The 18,548-nt window shown below is 72.5% G+C and carries 22 protein-coding genes; all 22 read right to left on the bottom strand.

The features are described 5' to 3' along the window. The 22 genes from ACIQOW_RS03760 to ACIQOW_RS03655 all read right to left on the bottom strand — a co-directional run bounded on the left by ACIQOW_RS03760 (position 1) and on the right by ACIQOW_RS03655 (position 18,494). On the bottom strand, positions 1-993 hold the full coding sequence (locus ACIQOW_RS03760) for a hypothetical protein (RefSeq protein WP_401079401.1): 993 nt from the start codon (positions 991-993) through the stop codon (positions 1-3). Positions 994-1,001: 8 nt separating this feature from the next. Beyond that, positions 1,002-1,382: a hypothetical protein gene (locus ACIQOW_RS03755; RefSeq protein ID WP_401079399.1), complete on the bottom strand. Its 381-nt coding sequence runs from the start codon at positions 1,380-1,382 to the stop codon at positions 1,002-1,004. A gap of 11 nt (positions 1,383-1,393) precedes the next feature. Then, entirely contained in the window at positions 1,394-1,855 is a 462-nt protein-coding gene (locus tag ACIQOW_RS03750) for a hypothetical protein (RefSeq protein ID WP_401079397.1), read from the bottom strand. Continuing rightward, positions 1,852-2,934: a hypothetical protein gene (locus ACIQOW_RS03745; protein ID WP_401079395.1), complete on the bottom strand. Its 1,083-nt coding sequence runs from the start codon at positions 2,932-2,934 to the stop codon at positions 1,852-1,854. The genes ACIQOW_RS03750 and ACIQOW_RS03745 overlap by 4 nt, the downstream gene beginning before the upstream one ends. Next, positions 2,931-3,977, bottom strand: a complete 1,047-nt coding sequence (locus ACIQOW_RS03740) for a hypothetical protein (RefSeq protein ID WP_401079393.1) — start codon at positions 3,975-3,977, stop codon at positions 2,931-2,933. Before ACIQOW_RS03740 ends, ACIQOW_RS03745 begins: the two co-directional genes overlap by 4 nt. A 9-nt stretch (positions 3,978-3,986) precedes the next feature. Beyond that, positions 3,987-4,856: a hypothetical protein gene (locus tag ACIQOW_RS03735; protein ID WP_401079391.1), complete on the bottom strand. Its 870-nt coding sequence runs from the start codon at positions 4,854-4,856 to the stop codon at positions 3,987-3,989. Between the two features lie 14 nt (positions 4,857-4,870). Continuing rightward, positions 4,871-8,218 (bottom strand): phage tail tape measure protein, encoded by a 3,348-nt coding sequence (locus ACIQOW_RS03730; RefSeq protein WP_401079389.1) that lies wholly within the window; start codon positions 8,216-8,218, stop codon positions 4,871-4,873. Further along, positions 8,205-8,480 carry a hypothetical protein gene (locus ACIQOW_RS03725; protein ID WP_401079387.1) on the bottom strand — a complete coding sequence of 92 codons (276 nt, stop codon included), beginning with the start codon at positions 8,478-8,480 and terminating at the stop codon, positions 8,205-8,207. The genes ACIQOW_RS03730 and ACIQOW_RS03725 overlap by 14 nt, the downstream gene beginning before the upstream one ends. Positions 8,481-8,527: 47 nt before the next feature. Further along, on the bottom strand, positions 8,528-9,040 hold the full coding sequence (locus ACIQOW_RS03720) for a hypothetical protein (protein ID WP_401079385.1): 513 nt from the start codon (positions 9,038-9,040) through the stop codon (positions 8,528-8,530). Then, positions 9,040-9,519 carry a hypothetical protein gene (locus ACIQOW_RS03715; RefSeq protein ID WP_401079383.1) on the bottom strand — a complete coding sequence of 160 codons (480 nt, stop codon included), beginning with the start codon at positions 9,517-9,519 and terminating at the stop codon, positions 9,040-9,042. The genes ACIQOW_RS03720 and ACIQOW_RS03715 overlap by 1 nt, the downstream gene beginning before the upstream one ends. Before the next feature lie 66 nt (positions 9,520-9,585). Further along, positions 9,586-9,915 (bottom strand): hypothetical protein, encoded by a 330-nt coding sequence (locus ACIQOW_RS03710; RefSeq protein ID WP_401079381.1) that lies wholly within the window; start codon positions 9,913-9,915, stop codon positions 9,586-9,588. Positions 9,916-9,925: 10 nt separating this feature from the next. Further along, positions 9,926-10,336, bottom strand: a complete 411-nt coding sequence (locus ACIQOW_RS03705) for a hypothetical protein (RefSeq protein ID WP_401079379.1) — start codon at positions 10,334-10,336, stop codon at positions 9,926-9,928. Further along, positions 10,333-10,716, bottom strand: coding sequence for a hypothetical protein (locus ACIQOW_RS03700; protein ID WP_401079377.1), 384 nt, complete (start codon positions 10,714-10,716; stop codon positions 10,333-10,335). Before ACIQOW_RS03700 ends, ACIQOW_RS03705 begins: the two co-directional genes overlap by 4 nt. Further along, on the bottom strand, positions 10,713-11,114 hold the full coding sequence (locus ACIQOW_RS03695; RefSeq protein WP_401079375.1) for a DUF6093 family protein: 402 nt from the start codon (positions 11,112-11,114) through the stop codon (positions 10,713-10,715). Before ACIQOW_RS03695 ends, ACIQOW_RS03700 begins: the two co-directional genes overlap by 4 nt. Further along, positions 11,111-11,668 carry a hypothetical protein gene (locus ACIQOW_RS03690; protein ID WP_401079373.1) on the bottom strand — a complete coding sequence of 186 codons (558 nt, stop codon included), beginning with the start codon at positions 11,666-11,668 and terminating at the stop codon, positions 11,111-11,113. Before ACIQOW_RS03690 ends, ACIQOW_RS03695 begins: the two co-directional genes overlap by 4 nt. Before the next feature lies 1 nt (position 11,669). Further along, positions 11,670-12,179, bottom strand: coding sequence for a hypothetical protein (locus ACIQOW_RS03685; RefSeq protein WP_401079371.1), 510 nt, complete (start codon positions 12,177-12,179; stop codon positions 11,670-11,672). Positions 12,180-12,193: 14 nt separating this feature from the next. After that, positions 12,194-13,198, bottom strand: a complete 1,005-nt coding sequence (locus ACIQOW_RS03680; protein WP_401079369.1) for a major capsid protein — start codon at positions 13,196-13,198, stop codon at positions 12,194-12,196. Between the two features lie 9 nt (positions 13,199-13,207). Continuing rightward, positions 13,208-13,927 carry a hypothetical protein gene (locus tag ACIQOW_RS03675; protein WP_401079367.1) on the bottom strand — a complete coding sequence of 240 codons (720 nt, stop codon included), beginning with the start codon at positions 13,925-13,927 and terminating at the stop codon, positions 13,208-13,210. Between the two features lie 44 nt (positions 13,928-13,971). Further along, positions 13,972-14,940 (bottom strand): hypothetical protein, encoded by a 969-nt coding sequence (locus tag ACIQOW_RS03670; RefSeq protein ID WP_401079365.1) that lies wholly within the window; start codon positions 14,938-14,940, stop codon positions 13,972-13,974. Then, on the bottom strand, positions 14,937-16,409 hold the full coding sequence (locus tag ACIQOW_RS03665; protein ID WP_401079363.1) for a phage portal protein: 1,473 nt from the start codon (positions 16,407-16,409) through the stop codon (positions 14,937-14,939). The genes ACIQOW_RS03670 and ACIQOW_RS03665 overlap by 4 nt, the downstream gene beginning before the upstream one ends. Positions 16,410-16,425: 16 nt before the next feature. Next, complete coding sequence (locus tag ACIQOW_RS03660) at positions 16,426-18,048, bottom strand: terminase TerL endonuclease subunit (RefSeq protein ID WP_401079361.1); 1,623 nt, start codon at positions 18,046-18,048, stop codon at positions 16,426-16,428. Then, positions 18,045-18,494: a hypothetical protein gene (locus ACIQOW_RS03655; protein ID WP_401079359.1), complete on the bottom strand. Its 450-nt coding sequence runs from the start codon at positions 18,492-18,494 to the stop codon at positions 18,045-18,047. Before ACIQOW_RS03655 ends, ACIQOW_RS03660 begins: the two co-directional genes overlap by 4 nt. Between the last annotated feature and the right edge of the window lie 54 nt (positions 18,495-18,548).

Here is an 18,548-nt window from a genome sequence, read left to right as displayed (position 1 = left end):
TCAGGACTCCTTCGAGGTGGTGGTCAGGTGCACGGTCACGGAGCTGATCGCCTGCTCGATCCGGGCCACCAGGTCGTCCACGTCAACGGGGCCGCCGGCCGCGACCTGCTGCGCGAGCGCGGTGATCGCCGCGGACTGGGCCGCCACCTGGCCGCTCAGCGCGGCGAGCTGGGCGCCGGCCGTCTTCGCACCGTTCAGCGCCTCGCCGATCGTCGGCCGGTACCCGTCGGGCAGCACCGCGTAGTCCGGCATCGGCGTGGCCAGCAGCAGACCGGGCAGGTCGGCCCGGAGTTGGTCGAGCTGGGCGCCGGCGGTCTTCGCGCCGTTCAGCAACTCGGCCACGGTCGGCACGTAGCCGGTCGGCAGCGTCGCCAACGGCACCCGGGTGGCGAGCAGTTCGTCGGGGGTCATGTCGTCCTCCTGGACGGGGGTAGGGGCCGGTGCCGGGTCGGCCCCGGTCCAGCGGTACGAGGTCTGGGCGCGGCCACCGCGCGGGTCGCGAGGGTCGGTGGTCGGGGGGCAGACGCCGTCCGGGAAGCGCGGGGCGAAGTAGCCGACCACCCTGGCGGATCGACGCGAAGTGGCGTGCGACCAGACGCCGTTGCCCTGCCCCGCGTCCGTGGAGCCGGCCCGGACCGAGTTGCCGCCCTTGGTGTAGACGGTGTCCGCGTCGAACCCGACGACGATCTCGGTGTGCGAGCCGTTGCCGAAGTTCACCCAGGCGCCCACGCTGGGGTACTGACTGAACTGGCCGCGACGCTGAGCCCAGGCGGTGAACGCGCTGACGTTGTCGAACCGCGGGACGACCCCGGCGAGCCCGACGTCGTCGTACATGCACCAGTCCCAGATGACACACCAGGCGACACCGTTCTCTCCGAACCGGCGTCCCCACGGGTTGTCGTTGTCGTAGCCGTCGCGGGCGTTCCAGCCCTCGTACACGCCCTCGGGCACGCCCATGACGTGGTCGACCAGGCGCTTCCACTGCGCGGTCATGCGGCCTCCTAGGTGAGCGGGACGTCGGTCGACGTGCAGGTCACGGCGTACGAGGTGTAGTGGCGCATGGCCACCTGGTAGCCGGCCGCGGCCAGCGCCGCGCCGACCTGCTGCGGGTGGCGCAGGCCCCCGGTGTAGGTGCCGGTCCGGTGCGGCCAACCCGGGATGTCCTCGTCCGACGAGAGGCCGTAGATGGTCCACTCGCCCGGGTCCGCGGACACCCGCTGGACAGCCAGCAGCCACAGCTCGACCGGGATCTGCGGCTGGCCGGACGAGGACGCGGAGGGCTGGCCGGCGCGGCCGGCGAGGAACTCTGCGACGGCGAACGGCGTCATCCGCTCGGCGAGCTGGACCGGGTCGTCGGCCCGGACGGTGTTGACGAAGCGCACGGTGGGGTCTCCTAGTCGGTGGCGCGGATGAGCTGGACCTGGGCGCCGACGCTGCCCGCACCGGACGTGCGGACGGCCTCGATTGCGATGAGGTACTGGGTGCCGATCGGCGCGGAGGCGGGCAGGGGCGCGGTGACGTCCAGGAGCGTCCCGGCCGGGACCGCCGCGCCGAGCTGGACGCCGTTGACAGTGACCCGGACCTGGCCGGTGGTGCCGGAAGCGACGGTCGTGGCCGCCATGACCCGGACCCCGCGCTTCCAGGCGACGTTGTAGCAGCGGGCCACCGGCGCGTACGAGGTGCTGCTGGTCTGCGGCCACCGGGTCGTGTCCGTGTCCTGCGGGGCGAGCAGCCCGTCCGCAGCCGCCATGTCCGGCTGCTGGGCCCGTAGTTGGGCCAGGGCGGTCTTCAGGTCGGCGACCTGTTCGGCCAGCCACGAGGCGCCGCGGGGCAGTTGGTCGAGGCGGATGCTCACTGGTCCTCCAGCAGGATCGGGGACACACGGTCCGTGGACGGGTTCAGCTCCCACGCGTACGCGCGGGCGACGACCTCGACGCCGGCCGGGTGCCGCGGCGACGCGGCGACCGCGAGGCGCACGCTGTCGCCGAGCCCCCAGTCGGACCCGACCCGGGGCGCGCGGGACGCGACCGCGGTGAGCGTCCAGGACTTGCTGCCGGTGCCCATCAGCGCCAGGGCCTCGGCGGCGTGCCGTTCCAGCTGGGAGGTGTCGGTGACGCCCTGGGCGGGGCTGAAGCGGCTCTCCCACAGCGGCCAGCCACTGCTGATGAGGTCGGTCGCGGTGTGGGTGCTGCTGGTCGCCCGCACCCCGTCCGCCCGGTCGCCGCGGGCGATCACCGAAGTGGCGCCGCGACCGCGCTCGTAGGACTCGGTCAGGACGTAGTCGGCGACGGAGCCCGGCATGTCGAACACGGCCTCCGGAGACGGGCTGACGACGCCGATGGTCGGCCGGATCCGCAGCACCAGCTGCACGCGAGTCTGCGCGGCGTCCGCCCACACCGTGTCGACCGTCCACTCGGGACCGTCCCGCATCGCGGCGATCTCCTGCAGGTACGAGAGGATCGTCCGGTCGTCGGCATCCGCGACCGCGTAGTCGATCAGGGTGCCGGACGCGGTGGTGTCGAGGACGACCGGCGGGCCGCCGGTCAGCGCCGGCGCGGCCACGGCGGCCATCACGGCGACCTGGTCGGTCGCGGTGGCCGTGTAGTCGCCGGGGTAGCGGCCGTCCAGGTAGCACTCGGGCGTGGCCGCGGCGAGCTGGACCACGGGCCCGGACCCGCCCGCCCTGGGTTTCGGCAGGCCCGTCCACACCGGTACGCCGGTGGCGGTGTCGACGGCGACGAGCATGGTGCGACCCGGGTCGGTCGCCGCTTCCCAGTCGGGCGGCGCGCCGTCGAGCGCCAGGTCGAGGCTGCTGGAAGTCCCGGCGCCGAGGCGCCGGGACAGTGCCTGCGTCGGCCGCAGGGATCGGAGTTCCTCGGCGACCGCCCCCGAGCGCAGGTCACACCCGAGCCACGTCAGCTCGACCGGGCTCACGACGCGGCCTCGTAGGTGATCGACCAGTGCAGCCGGGTGTTGGAACTGGCGCCGACCGGGACGGTGTTGGAGACGCCCCCGCTGGACTGGGCGTTCGCGGTGGTCTTGACCAGGAAACCGAGCACGTACGAGCCGTTGGTGATCTGGCTCAGGCCGACATACTCGTTGTCGCCCGCGTTGACGTAGTCGCATGTCCCGACGTTCAGGATACCGTTGGCTGCGGCCTGGACGGGGACGCTCATCGACCAGAGGCCGGTGCCGCCGTTCGACGTGCTGCCGAGTTGGAGGCTGCCCATCCAGGTGATCATCCGGCCCACCCGTGTCCAGCGGGAGACCAACGTGCCGTTGCCCAGCGTCGGGTTGGTGGTCTGCGCGGTCCACGCCGGAGTGAAGCTGGTGAAGTCCCCCTGTGCGGCCCAGCTCGTGCCGTTCCAGTACTCGGGCACGTTGCGGACCGTGTTGTACCGGGCCTGGCCGACGTGGACACCGGGCAGCGCGAGGTCCGCCGCCGACGAGACGGGCAGGATGCCGCCCGGTGCCACAGTGATCTGCCGGATCGTGCTGGAGACCGTGGCCGACCCGGCGCCGCCGCCCGTGGTCGGCGGGACGGTGATGGTGGCGAGCGGGATGTAGACCTCGGTCGCGCCCGGGATTGGGACGGCCGGCGTGGCCGACGGCGCCCCGGTCAGCAGTACGGTGTCGGCCCGGCGCAGACCGGAGGCGTCGACCGCGGTGTCCCACACCCGCAGGTACACCAGGTCGATGCGGCTGAACGTTGCGTGGGCGGAGGTCAGCGTGCCGGGGCTGCTGGCGGGCAGCTGGGCCCGGTACAGGCCCTGTCCGGCCCGCCACAGGACCGCGGTGCCCGCGCTGACGTTGACGGTCAGGCTGGCAATGGTGACGGTGAGCCCCGGGTCGCCGGGCCGGATGCCGGGCCGGGCGCCGAGGGAAGTGCCGTCGCTCATCGCGAGCGCGAGGTCCATCTTGCGGAGCTCGGTCTCGTCGTAGCTCAACCCGGGGAGCCAGAGGGGGTCGGTGGGCATAGTGGCTCCTCACATCCAGGCGCTGCGGGCGGTGGCGGTCAACAGGGCGGCCGGGTCGGACCCCGGCGAGTTCCACGAGACGGTGACGGTCTGCCGGGGCGGGATCTCGGGCCACCGGCCGGACACGTACCGGCGCCTGGACACGGTCCCGTTGAGGAGCGCGGTGTGGGCGTCGGTGTCGATGACGAGGACGTCGCCGGCCCCGAGCGTGTCGCTGTAGGCGAGCTGACGGACCTCGCCGGTCGGGTACTGCACGAGCAGGTTGAAGCCGGGCACCGGCCCGACGACGGTGAACACCGGCCGGGAGGCGATGCTGCCGGCGTTGGTCAGCGTGATGCTGCCGGCGCTGCTGCCCGCCGCGATGACGAGCGGCAGCGTGATGGGCAGCGTCAGCCCGCCCGTGGAGACCGGCAGGCCGGTGGACTGCTGCTGCAGCACGGTCGCGTACCGCCGCGGGTCGGCGGCGGTCAGCAGCAGGGAGTACCGTGCGACGCGGTCGGTCTCGTAGCGCACCAACGGCTTGCCGCTCCGCCGGACCGTGACTTGCTTGGGGATGGTCTCCGCCACGGTGAGCACGGTGTCGGTCAGGCTGGCCGCCGCGAGCAGCTGCTCGACGGCGGCATCCAGCGTGGCCAGGTCCGGCGCGGTGATCGTGCCGGCCACCGTGATCGCCCGCTCGCCTAGGTACGTCGGCCCGGCCCAACTGCCGTGGTCGGCTTCGCGATTGGAGTACTGGCCGCGGGTCTCGGGCCCGGACCAGCCATCCAGGCCGTCCGAGGCCACCGTCCACGCCACCCCCGCCCCGTCTGCCGCCCCCAGCTGCAGCGTGCCGAGCGTGACCTGGCGGCCGAGCACCAGCCCCGGAGGGTATCCGGCCATCAGCGCCCCTCCTCTCAAGTGACGAACTCCATGTGCCGCTGTAGGTCGGCGAGTTGCTCGCCGAGGGACTGCCGGGCGCCGTAGAGGGTGACGTGGGTCGTGCGGTGCACCCCACCACCCGTACCGGCGGCCGCTGGCGGTGCCAGCGACCGGGCCGGGATCAGCTCGGACGCCGTCGGCCGCAGCGGGATCAACTGCTGGTCGAACATGCCGGCCACCTGGGAGAGGATCCGCATGGACCGGTTCCGCTTCGCTGCGGCGAGCGGGATGTAGGCCTCGCCGCCCGTCTCCGGCTCCGCCCACAGGCGCATCGCCCCCGGCGGCGCAATCTGGGCGACGTGCCGCTCCGACCCGGCGGCGAACGCCGTGATCCCGCCGCCGGCGAACCGGTTGACGCCGCCGTTCGCCCAGCCGACCGGCTGGTGCCGGTCCGCGTACTCGCGGTCGTAGCCGACGTTGACGGTGACGGTGCGGCCCTGGATGCCGTTGATGGCCTGCTGGATCTTGGCGGTCCCGTTGATCGCGTCGTTCGACGGGACCGTGACCCGGACGTCCTTGCCGCCGGGCAGCACGTCGACCGTGTACCCGATGGCCCGCAGGTCCTGGATCGCCTCGGCGGACGGCGCCTTGATCGTGATGGACTTCCCGGGCGGGACGTCCTCGACTTTGCGCTTCACCTCCTGGAGGTCCGCGATGGTCTGGAGCGCGCCTGGGTCGGTCACCCGGGTCGTCACCGCCGGGGGCACGGCCGCGTACGCGGCGGTCAGCGACTCGATCTGCTGCTGCGTGAACCCCGCCTGCGTCATGACCCGCTTGAGGGCTTCGACGTCCTGGCCGAACACCGCGATCGCCTGCTCACTCGACCCGGTCTGCTCCATGACGGCCTTGGCGTGCGCCTGCGCGGCCGCTGCGGCGTCCAGGATCGCCGCCTTGTTCGCCCTGCCCTTCTCGCTGTGGATGTCGAGTTCGGTGCCGCCCTCCTTGACCTTGTCCTTCAGGTCAGCGAGTGCGCTCTGCATGCCGATCGCCGCCTTCGCGGCCGAGATGTTCTTGCCGTTCAGCGTGTCCAGGCTGTCGGTCAACTTCTCGACGGCGGTGCGGGTGTCGGCGATGTCCGCCGCGGTGGTCTTCGCCGCGCCGCCCAGGTTTTTGGTGGAGTTCGCGGCGCCGCCCGCGGCCTCGGCCTCGCGCTTGGCGGCCTCCACCGATCCGGAGATCTCCGGGGTCAGGCCGCTGAGCGCGCCCTTGACGTTGTTCAGGGACTTGATCCACTCGGCTTCGCCGTGCGCGCCGTCCAGGGCCGCGCCCTCGACGCCCTCCACCTGGCGCAGGTAGCCCTCGAGGACGCCGTTGACCCGGGTGGTGGCGTCGGCGCTGCCGAGGATCGCCTCCGTCAGGTCCTGCGTGCTGATGCCGAGGTCCTTGGCGGCCTTGAGGGCCCCGGTCGTCTCCAACTTATGGGCCAGCCAGGCGCGCACGTTCGCGCCGATGGCGTTGGAGTCGGCCTGGACTGCCTCGGTCAGGCCCTGGACCTCCTCCTTCGCGCTGACCGAGCTGAGGCCGAACACGGCCAGGGCGGCGGACGCGAGGCTCAGTACGGCCCCCCAGGGGCCCAGGAGCCAGGTGAACCGGGACACCGCGCCGGCGACGCGGGGCATCGTCACGGACAGGTCGATCAGCGACGCCTTGAACGCGCTGATCTTCGGCAGGACCAGCATCAGGCCGCCCGCGAGGAGCGCCAGTGCGCCGCCGATCCCGAACAGGGCCACCGAGGAGGTCTGAAGCCAACCAGGCAGGCTGGACCAGGCGTTGACCATGCGGGTGATCCACTGGACCATGTCGCGCAGGACCTCGTTGGCCGCCGTGCCACCCTGGATCAGCGCGACCTCCAGAGCACCCCGAAGCTGTTCCAGGTCCCCGGACAGGTTGTCCATCTGGACCGCAGCCATGCGGCTCGCGGCCCCCTGGTCGTTGACGGCGGTGCGGTAGCGGTCCACTCCGTCGGCGCCGAGCTCGTAGAGGATGGTCGCCGCGCGCACCGAGTCGGAGCCGAAGATCGTCGCCATCGCCGCGTTGCGAGCCTCGGGCGTCAGGTTCGAGAAGCTGCTCTTCAGGTTGCCGGCGAGCTTGGTCAGGCCGACGAAGTTCCCGGCCGCGTCGTATGCACTGAAGCCGAGCTGGTTCATGATGCCGCGGGCCTCGTCGGACTGCGGGACCAGGCGCTGGAGCATCGTCTTGAGAGAGGTACCGGCGTCCGAGCCGATGAGCGCCCTGTCAGCGAAGGCGCTGAGCACGCCGACGGTGTCCTCGAGGGAGAGTCCGGTCTGCTGGGCGAGGAGACCGCCCATGCGCAGGGACTCGCCGAGCCCGTGCACGTCGGCCGCCGACTTATTTGCGCCGGCGGCGAGGACGTCGGCGATGTGCGACACGTCGGCGCCCTTGAGCTTGAACGTGTTCATCGCCTGGGCCGAGATCGTCGCGGCCTCGGCGAGGTCCAACTGCCCTGCTGCGGCGAGTGAAAGGGACCCCTTCAACGCGCCGCTCAGGATGTCGTCCACGGAAACGCCCGCCTTGGCCAACTCGGCTTCGGCCTGGGCGGCTTCGGAGGCGCTGAACGCGGTGTCGCGCCCGGCGATGAGCGCCGCCTCGCGCAGCTGATTCATCTGCTGCTCGGTCGCGTCCGCCACCGCGGCCACACCCGACATCGCCTTCTCGAAGCGCGCGGCGGTGACGACGGCGGCCGCGAACATGCCCAGCATCAGCAAGCCGGCCGTGCGGACACCGCCGAAGACCTTCTCGGCCCGGTCCGCCGAGGATGCGGCGCGCGTGAACGCGCCGGCCTGCTGCGAGGAAGCGGCGGCCGAGGCGGTGGTCGCCGAGGCCATCGCCGCCTCCTGGACCACGACGGCCTCGGCAGCGGCCAGCCGCATCGCCAGCGACCCGCGGATGCCGGCGGCCGATGCGGCGGTCGCCTCGGACATGCGGGTCTCCGCGGCGGCCACCGTGGTCGCGGTGGCCTGCGCCGAGGTGGCCATCTCACCCATCGCGCGGGTGGAGATCGTGGCGGCCGACGCGAACGTCGCCGGGACCTGCTCGGCGGCGGCGGCCAGGCGCCCCACGCTGACGGTGGTGGCGGCCATGGCCTCCTGGGTGGCCCGCCCGGACGCGCGCGCCACGGCGGCCGTCCGCTCGAAGGACGCCTGCTCGGCCCCGGCGGCCCGCTGAAAGGCGTTCTGCTGCTCGGTGGCCGAGGCAGTCGCTGCCTGGGCGACCCGCCGGAAGTCCTGCTCGGACTGGGCAGTGGCCCGGCGCGCGGCCGAGTTGTCCACGCCCAGACGGACGGTGACGCTACGGTCGACCACGGCGGTCCTCCTTCCGGTGGACGTGGACGTGGACGCCCGCGGTGTCCCCGCCGTCCTGCTGGAAGCGGGCGCTGGTCGTGGCGGCGGTGGTGCAGGCGTGGCAGCGGATCAGCTCGGCGGAGTACTGGTCTTCCGTGTCGGGGCTGGTGGCCTCCCCGACCGGCTGGCCGCAGCCGCGACAGGTCTCGTCCTCCACCGCGGCCAGGGCCAGGGCCCACGCCCGGTCGGCGTCGGTCCACAACGGCTCACCCGGGCCGGGCACCCGGCCGAGGAAGACGCTGCGGGGAACTCCCCACGCCCGGGCGGTCTCTAGCTCTCGCCGCCACGGCCCGCGACGGTCGCGGAGGCGAGCAGCGAGAAAGGGACGGCGCGCGCCACCTGGTTGTTCAGCTGCCACACGGCGTCGAGGAGCGCCTCCTGCTGGCCGAAGCTGAGCTTCTTGGCCAGCCGCCCGTACTGATCGACCGTCATGGCCGGATTCACGGCGCACGCCGCGACGGCGGCCGGGCCGAACGTCGCCGGGTCGAAGGCCTGGCCGTCGCCGCCCGGGTGGGCGGCCAGCAGGCTGGACCACTCCTCGTGCGGCAGGGCCCGCAGCCGGAACTCCACCAGGTGCTCGGCCATCTCGGCGCGCAGTTCCTCCATACGGGAGGCGATCGCCGTCCGGGAGCTGCCCGCGAGGGAGTCGCCGAACTGGGCGGCCGGGTCGGCGAGCTGCTGCTCCAGGGCCTCGTACTCGCCCTGCAGAGCGCCGGCCAGGCACAGCGGCACCGTGCTCTCGCGCAGCGTCGTGCCCTTGATGATGTCCTCGATGTCGGTCATCAGGCCACCAGCGCGTTCGTCGCGGGCTCCGAGGTGACGAACATCGGTGTGGTGAACTTCATGACCTCGTTGGCAGTGGTCGCCTTGTTCTGGCGCTCGCCGCACACCGTCGGGTAGACCTCGACCTGCTGGCCGACGGCCCACGCGGTGTCGTAGGGCAGCCCGCGGCGCACGACCATGAAACCGCGGGCGCCCTTCACGAAGGTGCCGTACGGCAGATCCTCGGCCGGGGTCGAACCCCGCTTGAGCACCAGCTCGTTGCCGAACTTCGTGCGGCCGGCCTCCTCGGTGTCGAAGGTGCTGGCGAGGCTGCCGGTGTCGACCGCGGCCGTCGTCGGATCGGTCTTCAGGCCGTCCGGCGTGATGCGCTGGGTGAGGTCCTGGGCCGCGGTCAGTTCGGCGACCGCGGGCGCGTTGATGTTGGCGATGGATACGGCCCAGGCCACGCGGACCTTGCCGTCGCCGATGAGGTCGGACACGAGCCCTCCCGGGGCGTGAGAATGCCCCGGCCGTCTCGGCGCGGGGCAGGGGATAAGCGGGTCAGGTCAGATACGGAGCAGGGCCACGGTGACGCTGGCGGTGGAGGAGTAGGTGACCGCGCAGGATCCGTCGGTGCCTCCGGCGAGCAGGCCGGCCAGGATCGGGCCGATCATCTTGTCGCCAGTCGTGGCGGGGACGGTGACGACGACGTCGGCGGCCGGCTGGCCGGCGACCTTGGCGGTCGACGTCAGTGTGACGGTCATGCTGGACCCGGCCGTGTTCTTCACGTGCAGGAAGAGGCGGTCGCCGCAGGGCACGGTCGTGGACGCCGCGGCAGGACTGTAGGTCGGTGTGAGGCCGGTCAGGGACACGGCCTGAGGGGCGAGCAGGGGCACGGGGGGCTCCTCATGCGGGGATGGAGTGGAACCGGTACTGCACCGGCAGGTACCACAGGGGCGGGGTGACGTCGTCGTCGCGCTGCAGCGGCGGGCCGCCGACGGACTCGGGCCGCCAGCACACCCGGCCGTCCACCACCAGGCCGACGGCGAACGCCCGCCGGACCCGGCCGGCCGTGCCGATCGCACCGTCCGGGGTGGTGGCGACGGCCGTGGCCTGCAGCGGCAGGTCAAGGTCGGTGCGGTCGTCGGCGAGCGAGGCCGCCGCCTCGATGCCCGGCGACGGGTACAGCACCACGTACGCCTTCGGCAGGACGGTCGCCGCGGGGGCGCCGCCGAGGTAGACGGTGACGCCCGTGGCCTCGATCGCGGCCTTCGCGGCCAGGACGTGTGGCAGGTCCTCGGGCACCGCCGCGTTCACAGCAGCCCCTGGGCGAGTTGCTCGATCGCGGCGAGGAACCGCGGCTCCTCGGCGGCCAGCGCGCGGCCGCCGTCGTTGTGGGGCGGGTTCTTGCTGCTGCCGTACTCCAGCAGGTTGCCGAGCGCGCCCTGTGTCGCCCCCTTGTCGGGGCCGATCACCACGAAGGCGCCGGCGGGGCCGACGGTCGGCGGGTCGTAGCTGATCGAGCGGGGGTAGTGCGGAGCGTACCGGCCGCTGCTGGCACGCGCGTTGGCCGCCCAGTCGCGTTTGATGTTCAGCGCACCCTTGGCGAGGACCTGGCGGGTCTTGCGGTCCATCTCGGCGCCGGCGCGGGCGAGGTAGTCCGCGAGGGCCTCGAGGCCGCTGACGTCTGCGGTCATGAGCGGGCCTCCGCACTGATTCGCCAGGCGGTGGCCGTGGCGGAGTAGTTGACGCCGGTCACGTGCAAGACGAGACCGGGCATCCGGGCATCGGGGCTGGTGTCGACGGTGAAGGTGTCGCCGGGCTGGATCCGGCTCGCCGGGACGGCGGCGAAGGGCAGCGCGATGTCGTAGCGGGTGAGAGAGACTTCGCGCTGCCCCGCCTGGACGCCCTCCGGTACCGTCTGGGCGGGCTTGACCCGTGCCTTGCCGGTGTAGAGCAGGGTCGAGGACGTGGTGGTCTCGCCGGTGGCCGGGTCGTAGACGTCCGGGCCCGGCCGGGTGAGACGGCCGCTCTCCCGCATCCGAGCCTCGGCCATGACACGGCCGGCCGTCAGGGCCGCGGCTTCGGTGGTCATCCCGTCACCCCCCAGCCCGGCCCGGCGAACGCGACCTGGATGGTGTCGGCCTCCCCGGCGAGGAGGGAGGCGCGGGCGTCCGCCAGGGTCTCGGAGAAGTCGTCCACCGCGTGCTGCCTGATCATGGTGGGGTTGAGGAGGGTCCGCTTCACGGCGTCGCAGGCCACCGACCGGGCCACCTGGTACGCGGGTTCGTCCTCGTCCAGGCCGTGGGAGTAGACGAGGGTGATGGCGCCTCGCCAGTCGTGGCCGTCGAGTCGGGTGAGCGTGTCGCCGCCGTCCCACTCCCACTGGTCGGCCGTGAGCCCGGCCACGGAGGTGACCGCGCGGACCGGGCGTTGGGGCAGCTTGAGACGGGGGCTCCCGGAGCCGCGCAGGACCACGGTGTCGTTGTCGACGCGGCTGATCTGCTGGTAGCCGGCGGTCATGCGGATCAGGTGGGAGGCGTCGCCCAGGAGTTGTTCGGCCTGAGCCTGTTCCTCGGGGCTCAGCACCCGGTCGGGCGGCAGGCGGCCGATCAGGTCGGCCACCGAGGCGAACGGCCCCAGCACCATGTCAGCCCCCGTACGCCTTGATCAGCTCGGCCTTGGTGGCCTTCTCGATCCAGGCGAGCCGGTCCGTGTCGCCGTCGGCCTGGCCAGCGGCCCAGGTGCGCCAGTCGGCGACCGGGTCGGCCTGCGACGGCCTCGTGAAGTCGTCCTGATTCTCCGGGGGTTCCTCGGTCTGTGGAACGGGCGGCGGCAGGACGGTCAGGTCGGGGGCGACGACGTTCGGGCCGTGCGGATCGCCGGTACCCGCCCCGGGCGGCGCCTGGTGGTCTCCCTCGCGCGGATCGACCGCGGCGTCCCGCAGCGCGGCGCCGACGCGCCGTACCGTGACGTCCCGAACGTCCATGGCGGCGGCGGGCCGCAGGGGGTTGAGGACCTCGCCGTCGACCTCGTAGCCGGCGCCCCGGCAGTAGCCGATGACGGCCTCGTCGTCGCTCTCGGCGGCGCCGTCCAGGAAGTGGATGCCGCCGGGGCCCGGCCCGGTGTAGTCGGGCACGGGCGTGCGGATGATGGCCACGGTGTTCTCCTCGCTCAGGCGGACTTGATGTTGCGCAGGACCGCACCGGCCTTGGTGGCCTTGAGGACGACGGCGGCCGGCCCCAGCTCGACCTCGCCGGTCTTGACGGCGCCGGAGGTGGTGAAATCGGGCATCCAGCTCTTCACCAGCGGCCTGCCGGCCATGGAGACACCGTGGAAGGCATCGAGTCCGAAGCGCACGGCGAACAGGTCGCCGAGGTTGGTGATGTTGCCGCCCGTGCCGCCGGCGTCCGGGTCGCGGGTGACCAGGCCGACCACGTCGTTGTTCGATCCGGCCTTGGCGCCGAGGTCGACGAGCGGGATGTTGTTGTAGCGGTTGACCGGGCGGCCGAAGGCGTCCTGGGTCTTGTCGTACTGGTCCGTCCAGATCGCCAGGCGCTTGAAGAGCGCCAGCGTCTTCTTGTTGCCGAAGATCGCTCCGGGTTCGCCGTCCATGGTGGACAGCCACGCGTCCACGTGGGCGAGGGCGGCGAGGGCGGAGGCCTTGTCGGTGACGGCCGTCCAGTCGAGGTAGCCGGTGGCCACGCCGTTGTTCAGCGGCAGGTACTCGGTGGAGCTGCCGGTGATGATCTTCGAGAGGCCGTCGAAGCCGTTCGCGTCGACCGCGGTGTCGCCGTTGATGACGGCGTCGGCGAACTTCGCCCGGGTGGCCTTGATCTTCTGCTGCATCTGCAGCGTGGTCTCGGCCGCCGCGGCGACGCCGTCGAGGACGCGGTCGATCTGGAAGGACCCGCCGAGGGCCTTGAGGTCGACCGTGTAGCGGGCCTTGGTGACCTCGGCCGGGGTGTACTCGGAGTTGATGGCGCGGAACGCGGCGTCGGCCTGGGTGATCAGGCGGGTGTAGCCGTAGGTCAGCGTCGCGCCGGCGCCGGCCTGGTTGACGACGTCGTCGAAGGTCATGTTGTCGAGCAGGAAGGACGACTTCGCGAACTCGTCGATGACCTGGGTGTCGATGTCGTCGGTCGCGTTCAGCTTCGCCTGGGCGAGCGTGACGGGCATGGGATTCTCCTATCGGCCGGTCTGTGCGGCCAGACGGGCTGCGACCGCCTCGCCGAGGCTGGCCGCGCGCTTGGTGGTGGGCTTGCGGGCGCCGCCGTCGGCCCCGCCCTGGAACCGCCGGCCGCTGTCCTTCGCGGACTGCGCGGCCAGGTAGGGTTCGTCCTCGATCAGCTCGTCGATCAGCTCGCCGATCGCGTCGCGGTCGGGGCGGCCCTTGTCGTTCTTCGGGATGTCGGACAGGTCCAGGAGGCGGGCGGCGAGCTGCGGGTTGGCCAGGCGTCCGGCGGCGGCCGCGATCGCCGCGGCCTCGACGCGCTCGGTCCACACCTCGGCGCGGGCCTCCTCGCGGGCCTGCTCGCGCAGGGCCTGCGGGTCGGTACCGTCGCCGCCGTCGTCGTCCTTCTTCCCGGTGCCGGGCCGGGTGCCCTGGCGGAGCTGGGCCTTCAGGGCCCGGTTCTCCTTGCGCAGTTCGCGCAGGGCCTTCTTGCCGGCGTCGCCGAGATCCTTCTCGTCGTCCTTGCCGCCGGCGTCGGTGTCGTCGTCCTGGCCGTCGTCCTCCTGGCCGTCGCCGCCCTGGTCGTCGCCGGTGTCATCGTCGCCGTCCTGGTCGCCGGATCCGCCGCGGACGGGCCAGATCGGCTGCGGGCCGTCCTCGCCCGGACGCGGCTTGCGCCAGCCGACAGCCGTGAGGCCGGTCAGGGCGTGTGCGGGCAGGGTGGTGTCGAGCATCGCGCTCTCCATGGGTGTCGTGGACGGCATCGCGCCGCCCGGGGTCATCGCAGGTAGGCGTAGCGGCGAAGGAGGGCGATCGCCTCCTCGCGGGTGGCGGCCAGGCGGTAGATCTCCTCCGGCATCAGCCGCACCGGCTGCCCGGTGGTGCGTCGGCCGGCCGCGCGGGCCCGCTGCCGTTCGAGGCGCCCGAAGGTGCCGCGGCGGGTGGTGCCCTCGCGGGTGGCCTTGAAGCCGTCGCGGGTGGTGTACATCGCGCCCTTGCGGCGGGCGTTGACGATCTGGCCGGGGTCGGCGCCGTCCCGGATCGCCCGGGCACCGGCCTCGCCGAAGCGCCGGTCCTGCTCGGCCCGGCCGAGGCTGTCGAAGTAGCGGCGCGGCTCCAGGTGCGCGCCGGAGCGGCGGCCGCGGACGGTGGGTTCGTGGATGCAGTGGCAGTAGGGGTGGCGCAGGAACGCGGTGCGGCTGCCGTAGACGGCGCCGGCCAGGACGATGCACCTAGAGCAGGCCCCGCCGCTGACCACCCGCACGTAGCCGGTGCAGGTGCGGTCCCCGACGATCGCGACGCCGGTGGCCTGCCGGCCCGCGTCCGCGACCTCGGAGGTGACCATCGTCAGCAGCTGGGAGCGGCCCGCGTGCAGGGCGAGGTCGACCGGTGATCCGGCGGCGACCTGGGTCAGCGCCGTGACGGCGGGGCGTTCCAGCAGGGACACCAGGGGGCGTCCGTCGGCGGCCCGGCCGGCGAACGCCTGGGTGTTCAGGGCCCCGGCCAAGTCCGGCCGCGCACCGGCCGCCGTGACCACGGCCGTGACGTACGCCTGGGCGCCGTCGGCGCTGGCCTGCTGGGCGGCGGCCAGGGCGGCGAGCATCGGGTCGGCCAGGGCGTGCCAGGAGTCGCGGATGCGCCGCGGGTCGACCTGGGACCACAGCAGGTCAGCTGAGGCCACCGCGCGGGCGGCGACGGCGCGTTGGCGTGCCGCCCGCCGTCCGGCCGCCGGGTCCGGGCCCGTCATGCGGGCACCGGCTGGTCCTGGCCCGCGCCGGTGGTCGTGCCGAGCACGCCCGGATCGTCCACGCCGGAGAACGCCAGGGCGCGGGCGGCCCGGGTGGCGTCCTGCTCCAGCATCGCCTCCATGCGGTCGATCTGGGTCGGGGTGTAGCCGAGGTCCTCCATCAGCTGGCGCCACGGCACCCCGAGGGACTTCTTCTTCAGGACGGCGTCGACGTGCTGGGCCTCGGTGCGGTACTCGACACTGCCCCAGACCGTCTCGGCCAGCGGGTCGGTGCCGCGCTGGGTGTCGCCCTTGACGAGGAAGGCGAGCCGCATGGCCTCCTCCCAGGTCTCGCCGGTGAAGGTCGTCTTGTCCTTGGTCTTGGCGACCAGGCCGGCCGCTCCCTCGGCGAGGGTCTCGGCGTTGACGTTGACGAGCTTGCCGGTCATGTAGCTGGGCGGGGTGCGGGACAGCGCGCCCACGTGCTCGATCAGCATCTCGACGCCGGTCACGAAGTTACGCAGGTCGGCGGCCTGGAAGTTCCCGAACTTGGCGTCCGGCGAACTCGCGCGGAGCATCTTGGACACCGACAGGCGCCACATCTCCGGGTCGTCGATCTCCTGTCCGGTGCGCGGGTCCTTCGGCAGGTCGATGCCCGTGCCCCAGCGGGCAGGGAAGGCGCCGGCCTCGGCGGCGACCAGCATGTCGACGACCAGCTTGTTGACCGCCCGCTGCAGCGGCATGACCTGCTCGTGCTCGGGCGACGACGGGTCCACCAGGCGCTGGCGGTTGACGAGTTCCAGCATCGGCACGCGGCCGAGCGGATTGTCGATGACGGCCTGGTCCAGCTTGCCGGCCTCGCGTGGCGCCCAGGTGGCCACGGTGGCGCTGGAGGGCAGGATCAGCCGGGAGACGGTCGCCGAGCGGCGCCACTTCCAGATCTGGTCCGGCAAGTACAGGGTGGCGTAGCTGTAGCCGTCGTCGCCGTCCCACAATTTCAGCGCGGCCTTGCGCCGGCGCCGGTTGCCCGGCTCGTACGCCACGATGCACTGCGTGGCGTCCTCGACGGTGATCTCGGGCTCGGTCTCGTTGTCGTCCGGGTTCTCCGCCCAGACCAGCACCATCGCCCGCGATTTGACCATCATCTCGGTGTGCGCGATGCGCGCCCAGGCGTCCATGCCGTTGGCCTGCCAGATCCGCTGGGCCTCACGGTCGGCGGCTGCGGGCTCGCCGTCGACACCGGAGCCGAAGCGGAAGCCGAGCGGCGTCATCCTCTCGGCCGGCGCGTCGCACACCACCTGGCACCAGTTGTCGGAGAAGCCCGCGAACAGGCCGCCGAACGCGGCCCGGAAGCGGTCCGAGGCGTACGCCAGGCGCTCGCTCTTGCCCCGGTAGAACTCGTTCCAGACGGTGATGTCGCCCTGCCGCTGGAGGAGTTGTTCCTCCAGGACCCGGGTGATGCGCAGGGCCTCCTGTGCGGTGACGGGCATGCACACCCCCCTTGGGTCAGTAGCCGGTGAACGAGGACGATCCACCGTCGCGGGCGGCCTCGTGGCGTAGGTGGTCGGCGCGGGCCTCGACGGCCAATGCCGCGGTGACGGCGGAGTCGATCTTCCGGTCGGGCGCGGGCTTGGTGATCGCGATCAGCCCGCCCGGCCGGCGCACGGGCTTGGCGTTGCCCACGTGCTCGGCCATCGTCGGGTGCCCGTCGTGGGTCATCTCGCCCGTCAGGACCGAGGTCTTGAACCGGTCCAGGGCCGGGCACATGCGGGTCGCCACCCGGGTCTCGAAGATCAGGAAGGTCTCCATCCCGAACTCCTCGGCCCAGTCGTCGCACTCGTCGCGCCAGTCCGGCGGATCCCCGTACGCGCGCGCCACCTTGAAGGTGGTGAAGACGTGCGTCATGCCGGCCTTGACCTCGGCGCGCGGCACCCGCCAGGCGTCCGGGTCGCCGTCGTCCCACTTCGTCCAGACCATCGGACGGCCGTCCGGGAACCTGGGGGTGAAGACGTAGCCGTCGGAGACCCGGCACGCGGTGATGGCCGTGCAGTCGTCGTGGTCGCTGCCGTCGAAGCCGACCGTGACCAGCTCGCCCGGCTCGACCTCCTGCGGCAGCGCGCACCGCTCCCACAGGTGCCGGGACAGCCACGTCTCCGACAACGAGACCGGCAGGTTGAGGAAGTACCGCCTGAACTTCGCCCGGTCCTGGGTCGGCTTGTGGGCCAAGGCCACCATGCGGTCCAGGTCCATGTGCGCCGCGAACGGCCCGTACGCCGCGATCAGTCCGGCCTTCAGCTGGACCGGGTCGTCGTAGGCCTCGTCCTCCAGCAGGGCCGCGGGCGCCTGCTTGTGGTCGAAGTACAACCGTGGGGCCGCGCCGGCCTTGCTGTTGCGGTGTGTCCGTTCGGCGATGGAGTCCTCGCCGATCGCGTACATGGTCGAGGTCTGCAGGAACCACGGCTCGGCGGCCTTGCGCTTCATCGTGTTGCGCTCGACCGTCTCGTACATGTTCCGCAGCTCGGGCAGCACGTACAGGTGTGTCTCGTCGGCGACGGAGAAGGACTCCTTGCCGCCGTCCTTCGCTGCCGAGGACGACGTCGAGGGCCGGATCTCCCCGCCGTCGGGCAGGAACACGCGGGTGGAGGTCTGCCAGTCGTTGCCGATGTCGATGCCGGGGTAGTCCTCGGCGATCCGCTCGCTGTGCGCGAGCATGTACGTGATGTTCGCGTAGGTGTTGCCGACCTGGGTCTCCTCGGTCGCCAGGCAGCGGATGAACGGGTACGTCACCGGGGCGCCGACCGGCTCGCCCGGCTGGTACTCGTACCCCCAGTCGGAGACCTCGCCCGGCTCGGCCCAGTGGTCGAAGCGCACCGGCGCCAACGCCTCGGCGCACGCGATCGCCCCGGCGATCTCCGACTTCGCGCGGCCCTTCGCCCGGGACAGCAGCACCTCGTCGAAGCGCCGCCGACCGTCCGCGCCGACCGCGTACGTGCACGCCAGGAAGTGCAGGATCTCGACGTCCAGCTCGATCGGCTGACCCTGCACGTCGCCGGGGCCGTGGAGGAGGTAGTACTCGATCCAGTCGGCGACGGCGTACCCGAGGGAGCGCCGGACGCCGGGCCGCCTCATTCGTCACCGACCGCCCGGAGCCTGTCGCGCACGTCCCCGGCGGCCCGCCGCTCAACGGCCCGCTCGGCGGCCCGCGTCGACCCCTTGCCGACCTCGGCGGATCCGAGGGACCAGCGCAGCCGCATGCGGTCGGCCGCCGTGCCGCCCAGGGCCGCCTCGTTCAGCCGGATCTCCGCGAGCAGCGACTGCTTCGGCTCCTCCCAGAACGCCTCGACCAGCTGGGCCAGCATGTGCAGGCGCTGCCAGTCCGTCGCCAGGAACGTCGCGGCCTGCGGCGAGCGCTTCCAGGTGTCGTACCAGGCCAGCGTGCGTGAGTCGTAGTCGTGCCCGCCGGGAAGGCCCGGCGCCGGGCCGGTGAAGCCGCCCGCCGGCAGCACCGTGCCCTCCACCGGGTCTCCGTTGCGCCGCCGACGGGACGGGTTCGGCGTGGGGCCGACTCCAGCCATGCCGGATCACCTCCTCACAACGTCACGTTCGGTCACTGAAAGGGGCCGTTCGAA

It is taken from the genome of Kitasatospora sp. NPDC091335 (assembly GCF_044757205.1).
Taxonomy (GTDB): domain Bacteria; phylum Actinomycetota; class Actinomycetes; order Streptomycetales; family Streptomycetaceae; genus Kitasatospora.
This window is presented reverse-complemented; position numbering and strand designations above follow the sequence as displayed.

What these genes read in the sequence shown, in the direction of transcription:
- ACIQOW_RS03700 (WP_401079377.1), bottom strand. Translation starts at nt 10,716, where the DNA reads ATGACCGCAGACGTCAGCGGCCTCGAGGCCCTCGCGGACTACCTCGCC.
- ACIQOW_RS03655 (WP_401079359.1), bottom strand. Translation starts at nt 18,494, where the DNA reads ATGGCTGGAGTCGGCCCCACGCCGAACCCGTCCCGTCGGCGGCGCAAC.
- ACIQOW_RS03740 (WP_401079393.1), bottom strand. Translation starts at nt 3,977, where the DNA reads ATGCCCACCGACCCCCTCTGGCTCCCCGGGTTGAGCTACGACGAGACC.
- ACIQOW_RS03720 (WP_401079385.1), bottom strand. Translation starts at nt 9,040, where the DNA reads ATGACCGACATCGAGGACATCATCAAGGGCACGACGCTGCGCGAGAGC.
- ACIQOW_RS03735 (WP_401079391.1), bottom strand. Translation starts at nt 4,856, where the DNA reads ATGGCCGGATACCCTCCGGGGCTGGTGCTCGGCCGCCAGGTCACGCTC.
- ACIQOW_RS03695 (WP_401079375.1), bottom strand. Translation starts at nt 11,114, where the DNA reads ATGACCACCGAAGCCGCGGCCCTGACGGCCGGCCGTGTCATGGCCGAG.
- ACIQOW_RS03690 (WP_401079373.1), bottom strand. Translation starts at nt 11,668, where the DNA reads ATGGTGCTGGGGCCGTTCGCCTCGGTGGCCGACCTGATCGGCCGCCTG.
- ACIQOW_RS03665 (WP_401079363.1), bottom strand. Translation starts at nt 16,409, where the DNA reads ATGCCCGTCACCGCACAGGAGGCCCTGCGCATCACCCGGGTCCTGGAG.
- ACIQOW_RS03670 (WP_401079365.1), bottom strand. Translation starts at nt 14,940, where the DNA reads ATGACGGGCCCGGACCCGGCGGCCGGACGGCGGGCGGCACGCCAACGC.
- ACIQOW_RS03660 (WP_401079361.1), bottom strand. Translation starts at nt 18,048, where the DNA reads ATGAGGCGGCCCGGCGTCCGGCGCTCCCTCGGGTACGCCGTCGCCGAC.
- ACIQOW_RS03760 (WP_401079401.1), bottom strand. Translation starts at nt 993, where the DNA reads ATGACCGCGCAGTGGAAGCGCCTGGTCGACCACGTCATGGGCGTGCCC.
- ACIQOW_RS03680 (WP_401079369.1), bottom strand. Translation starts at nt 13,198, where the DNA reads ATGCCCGTCACGCTCGCCCAGGCGAAGCTGAACGCGACCGACGACATC.
- ACIQOW_RS03675 (WP_401079367.1), bottom strand. Translation starts at nt 13,927, where the DNA reads ATGCTCGACACCACCCTGCCCGCACACGCCCTGACCGGCCTCACGGCT.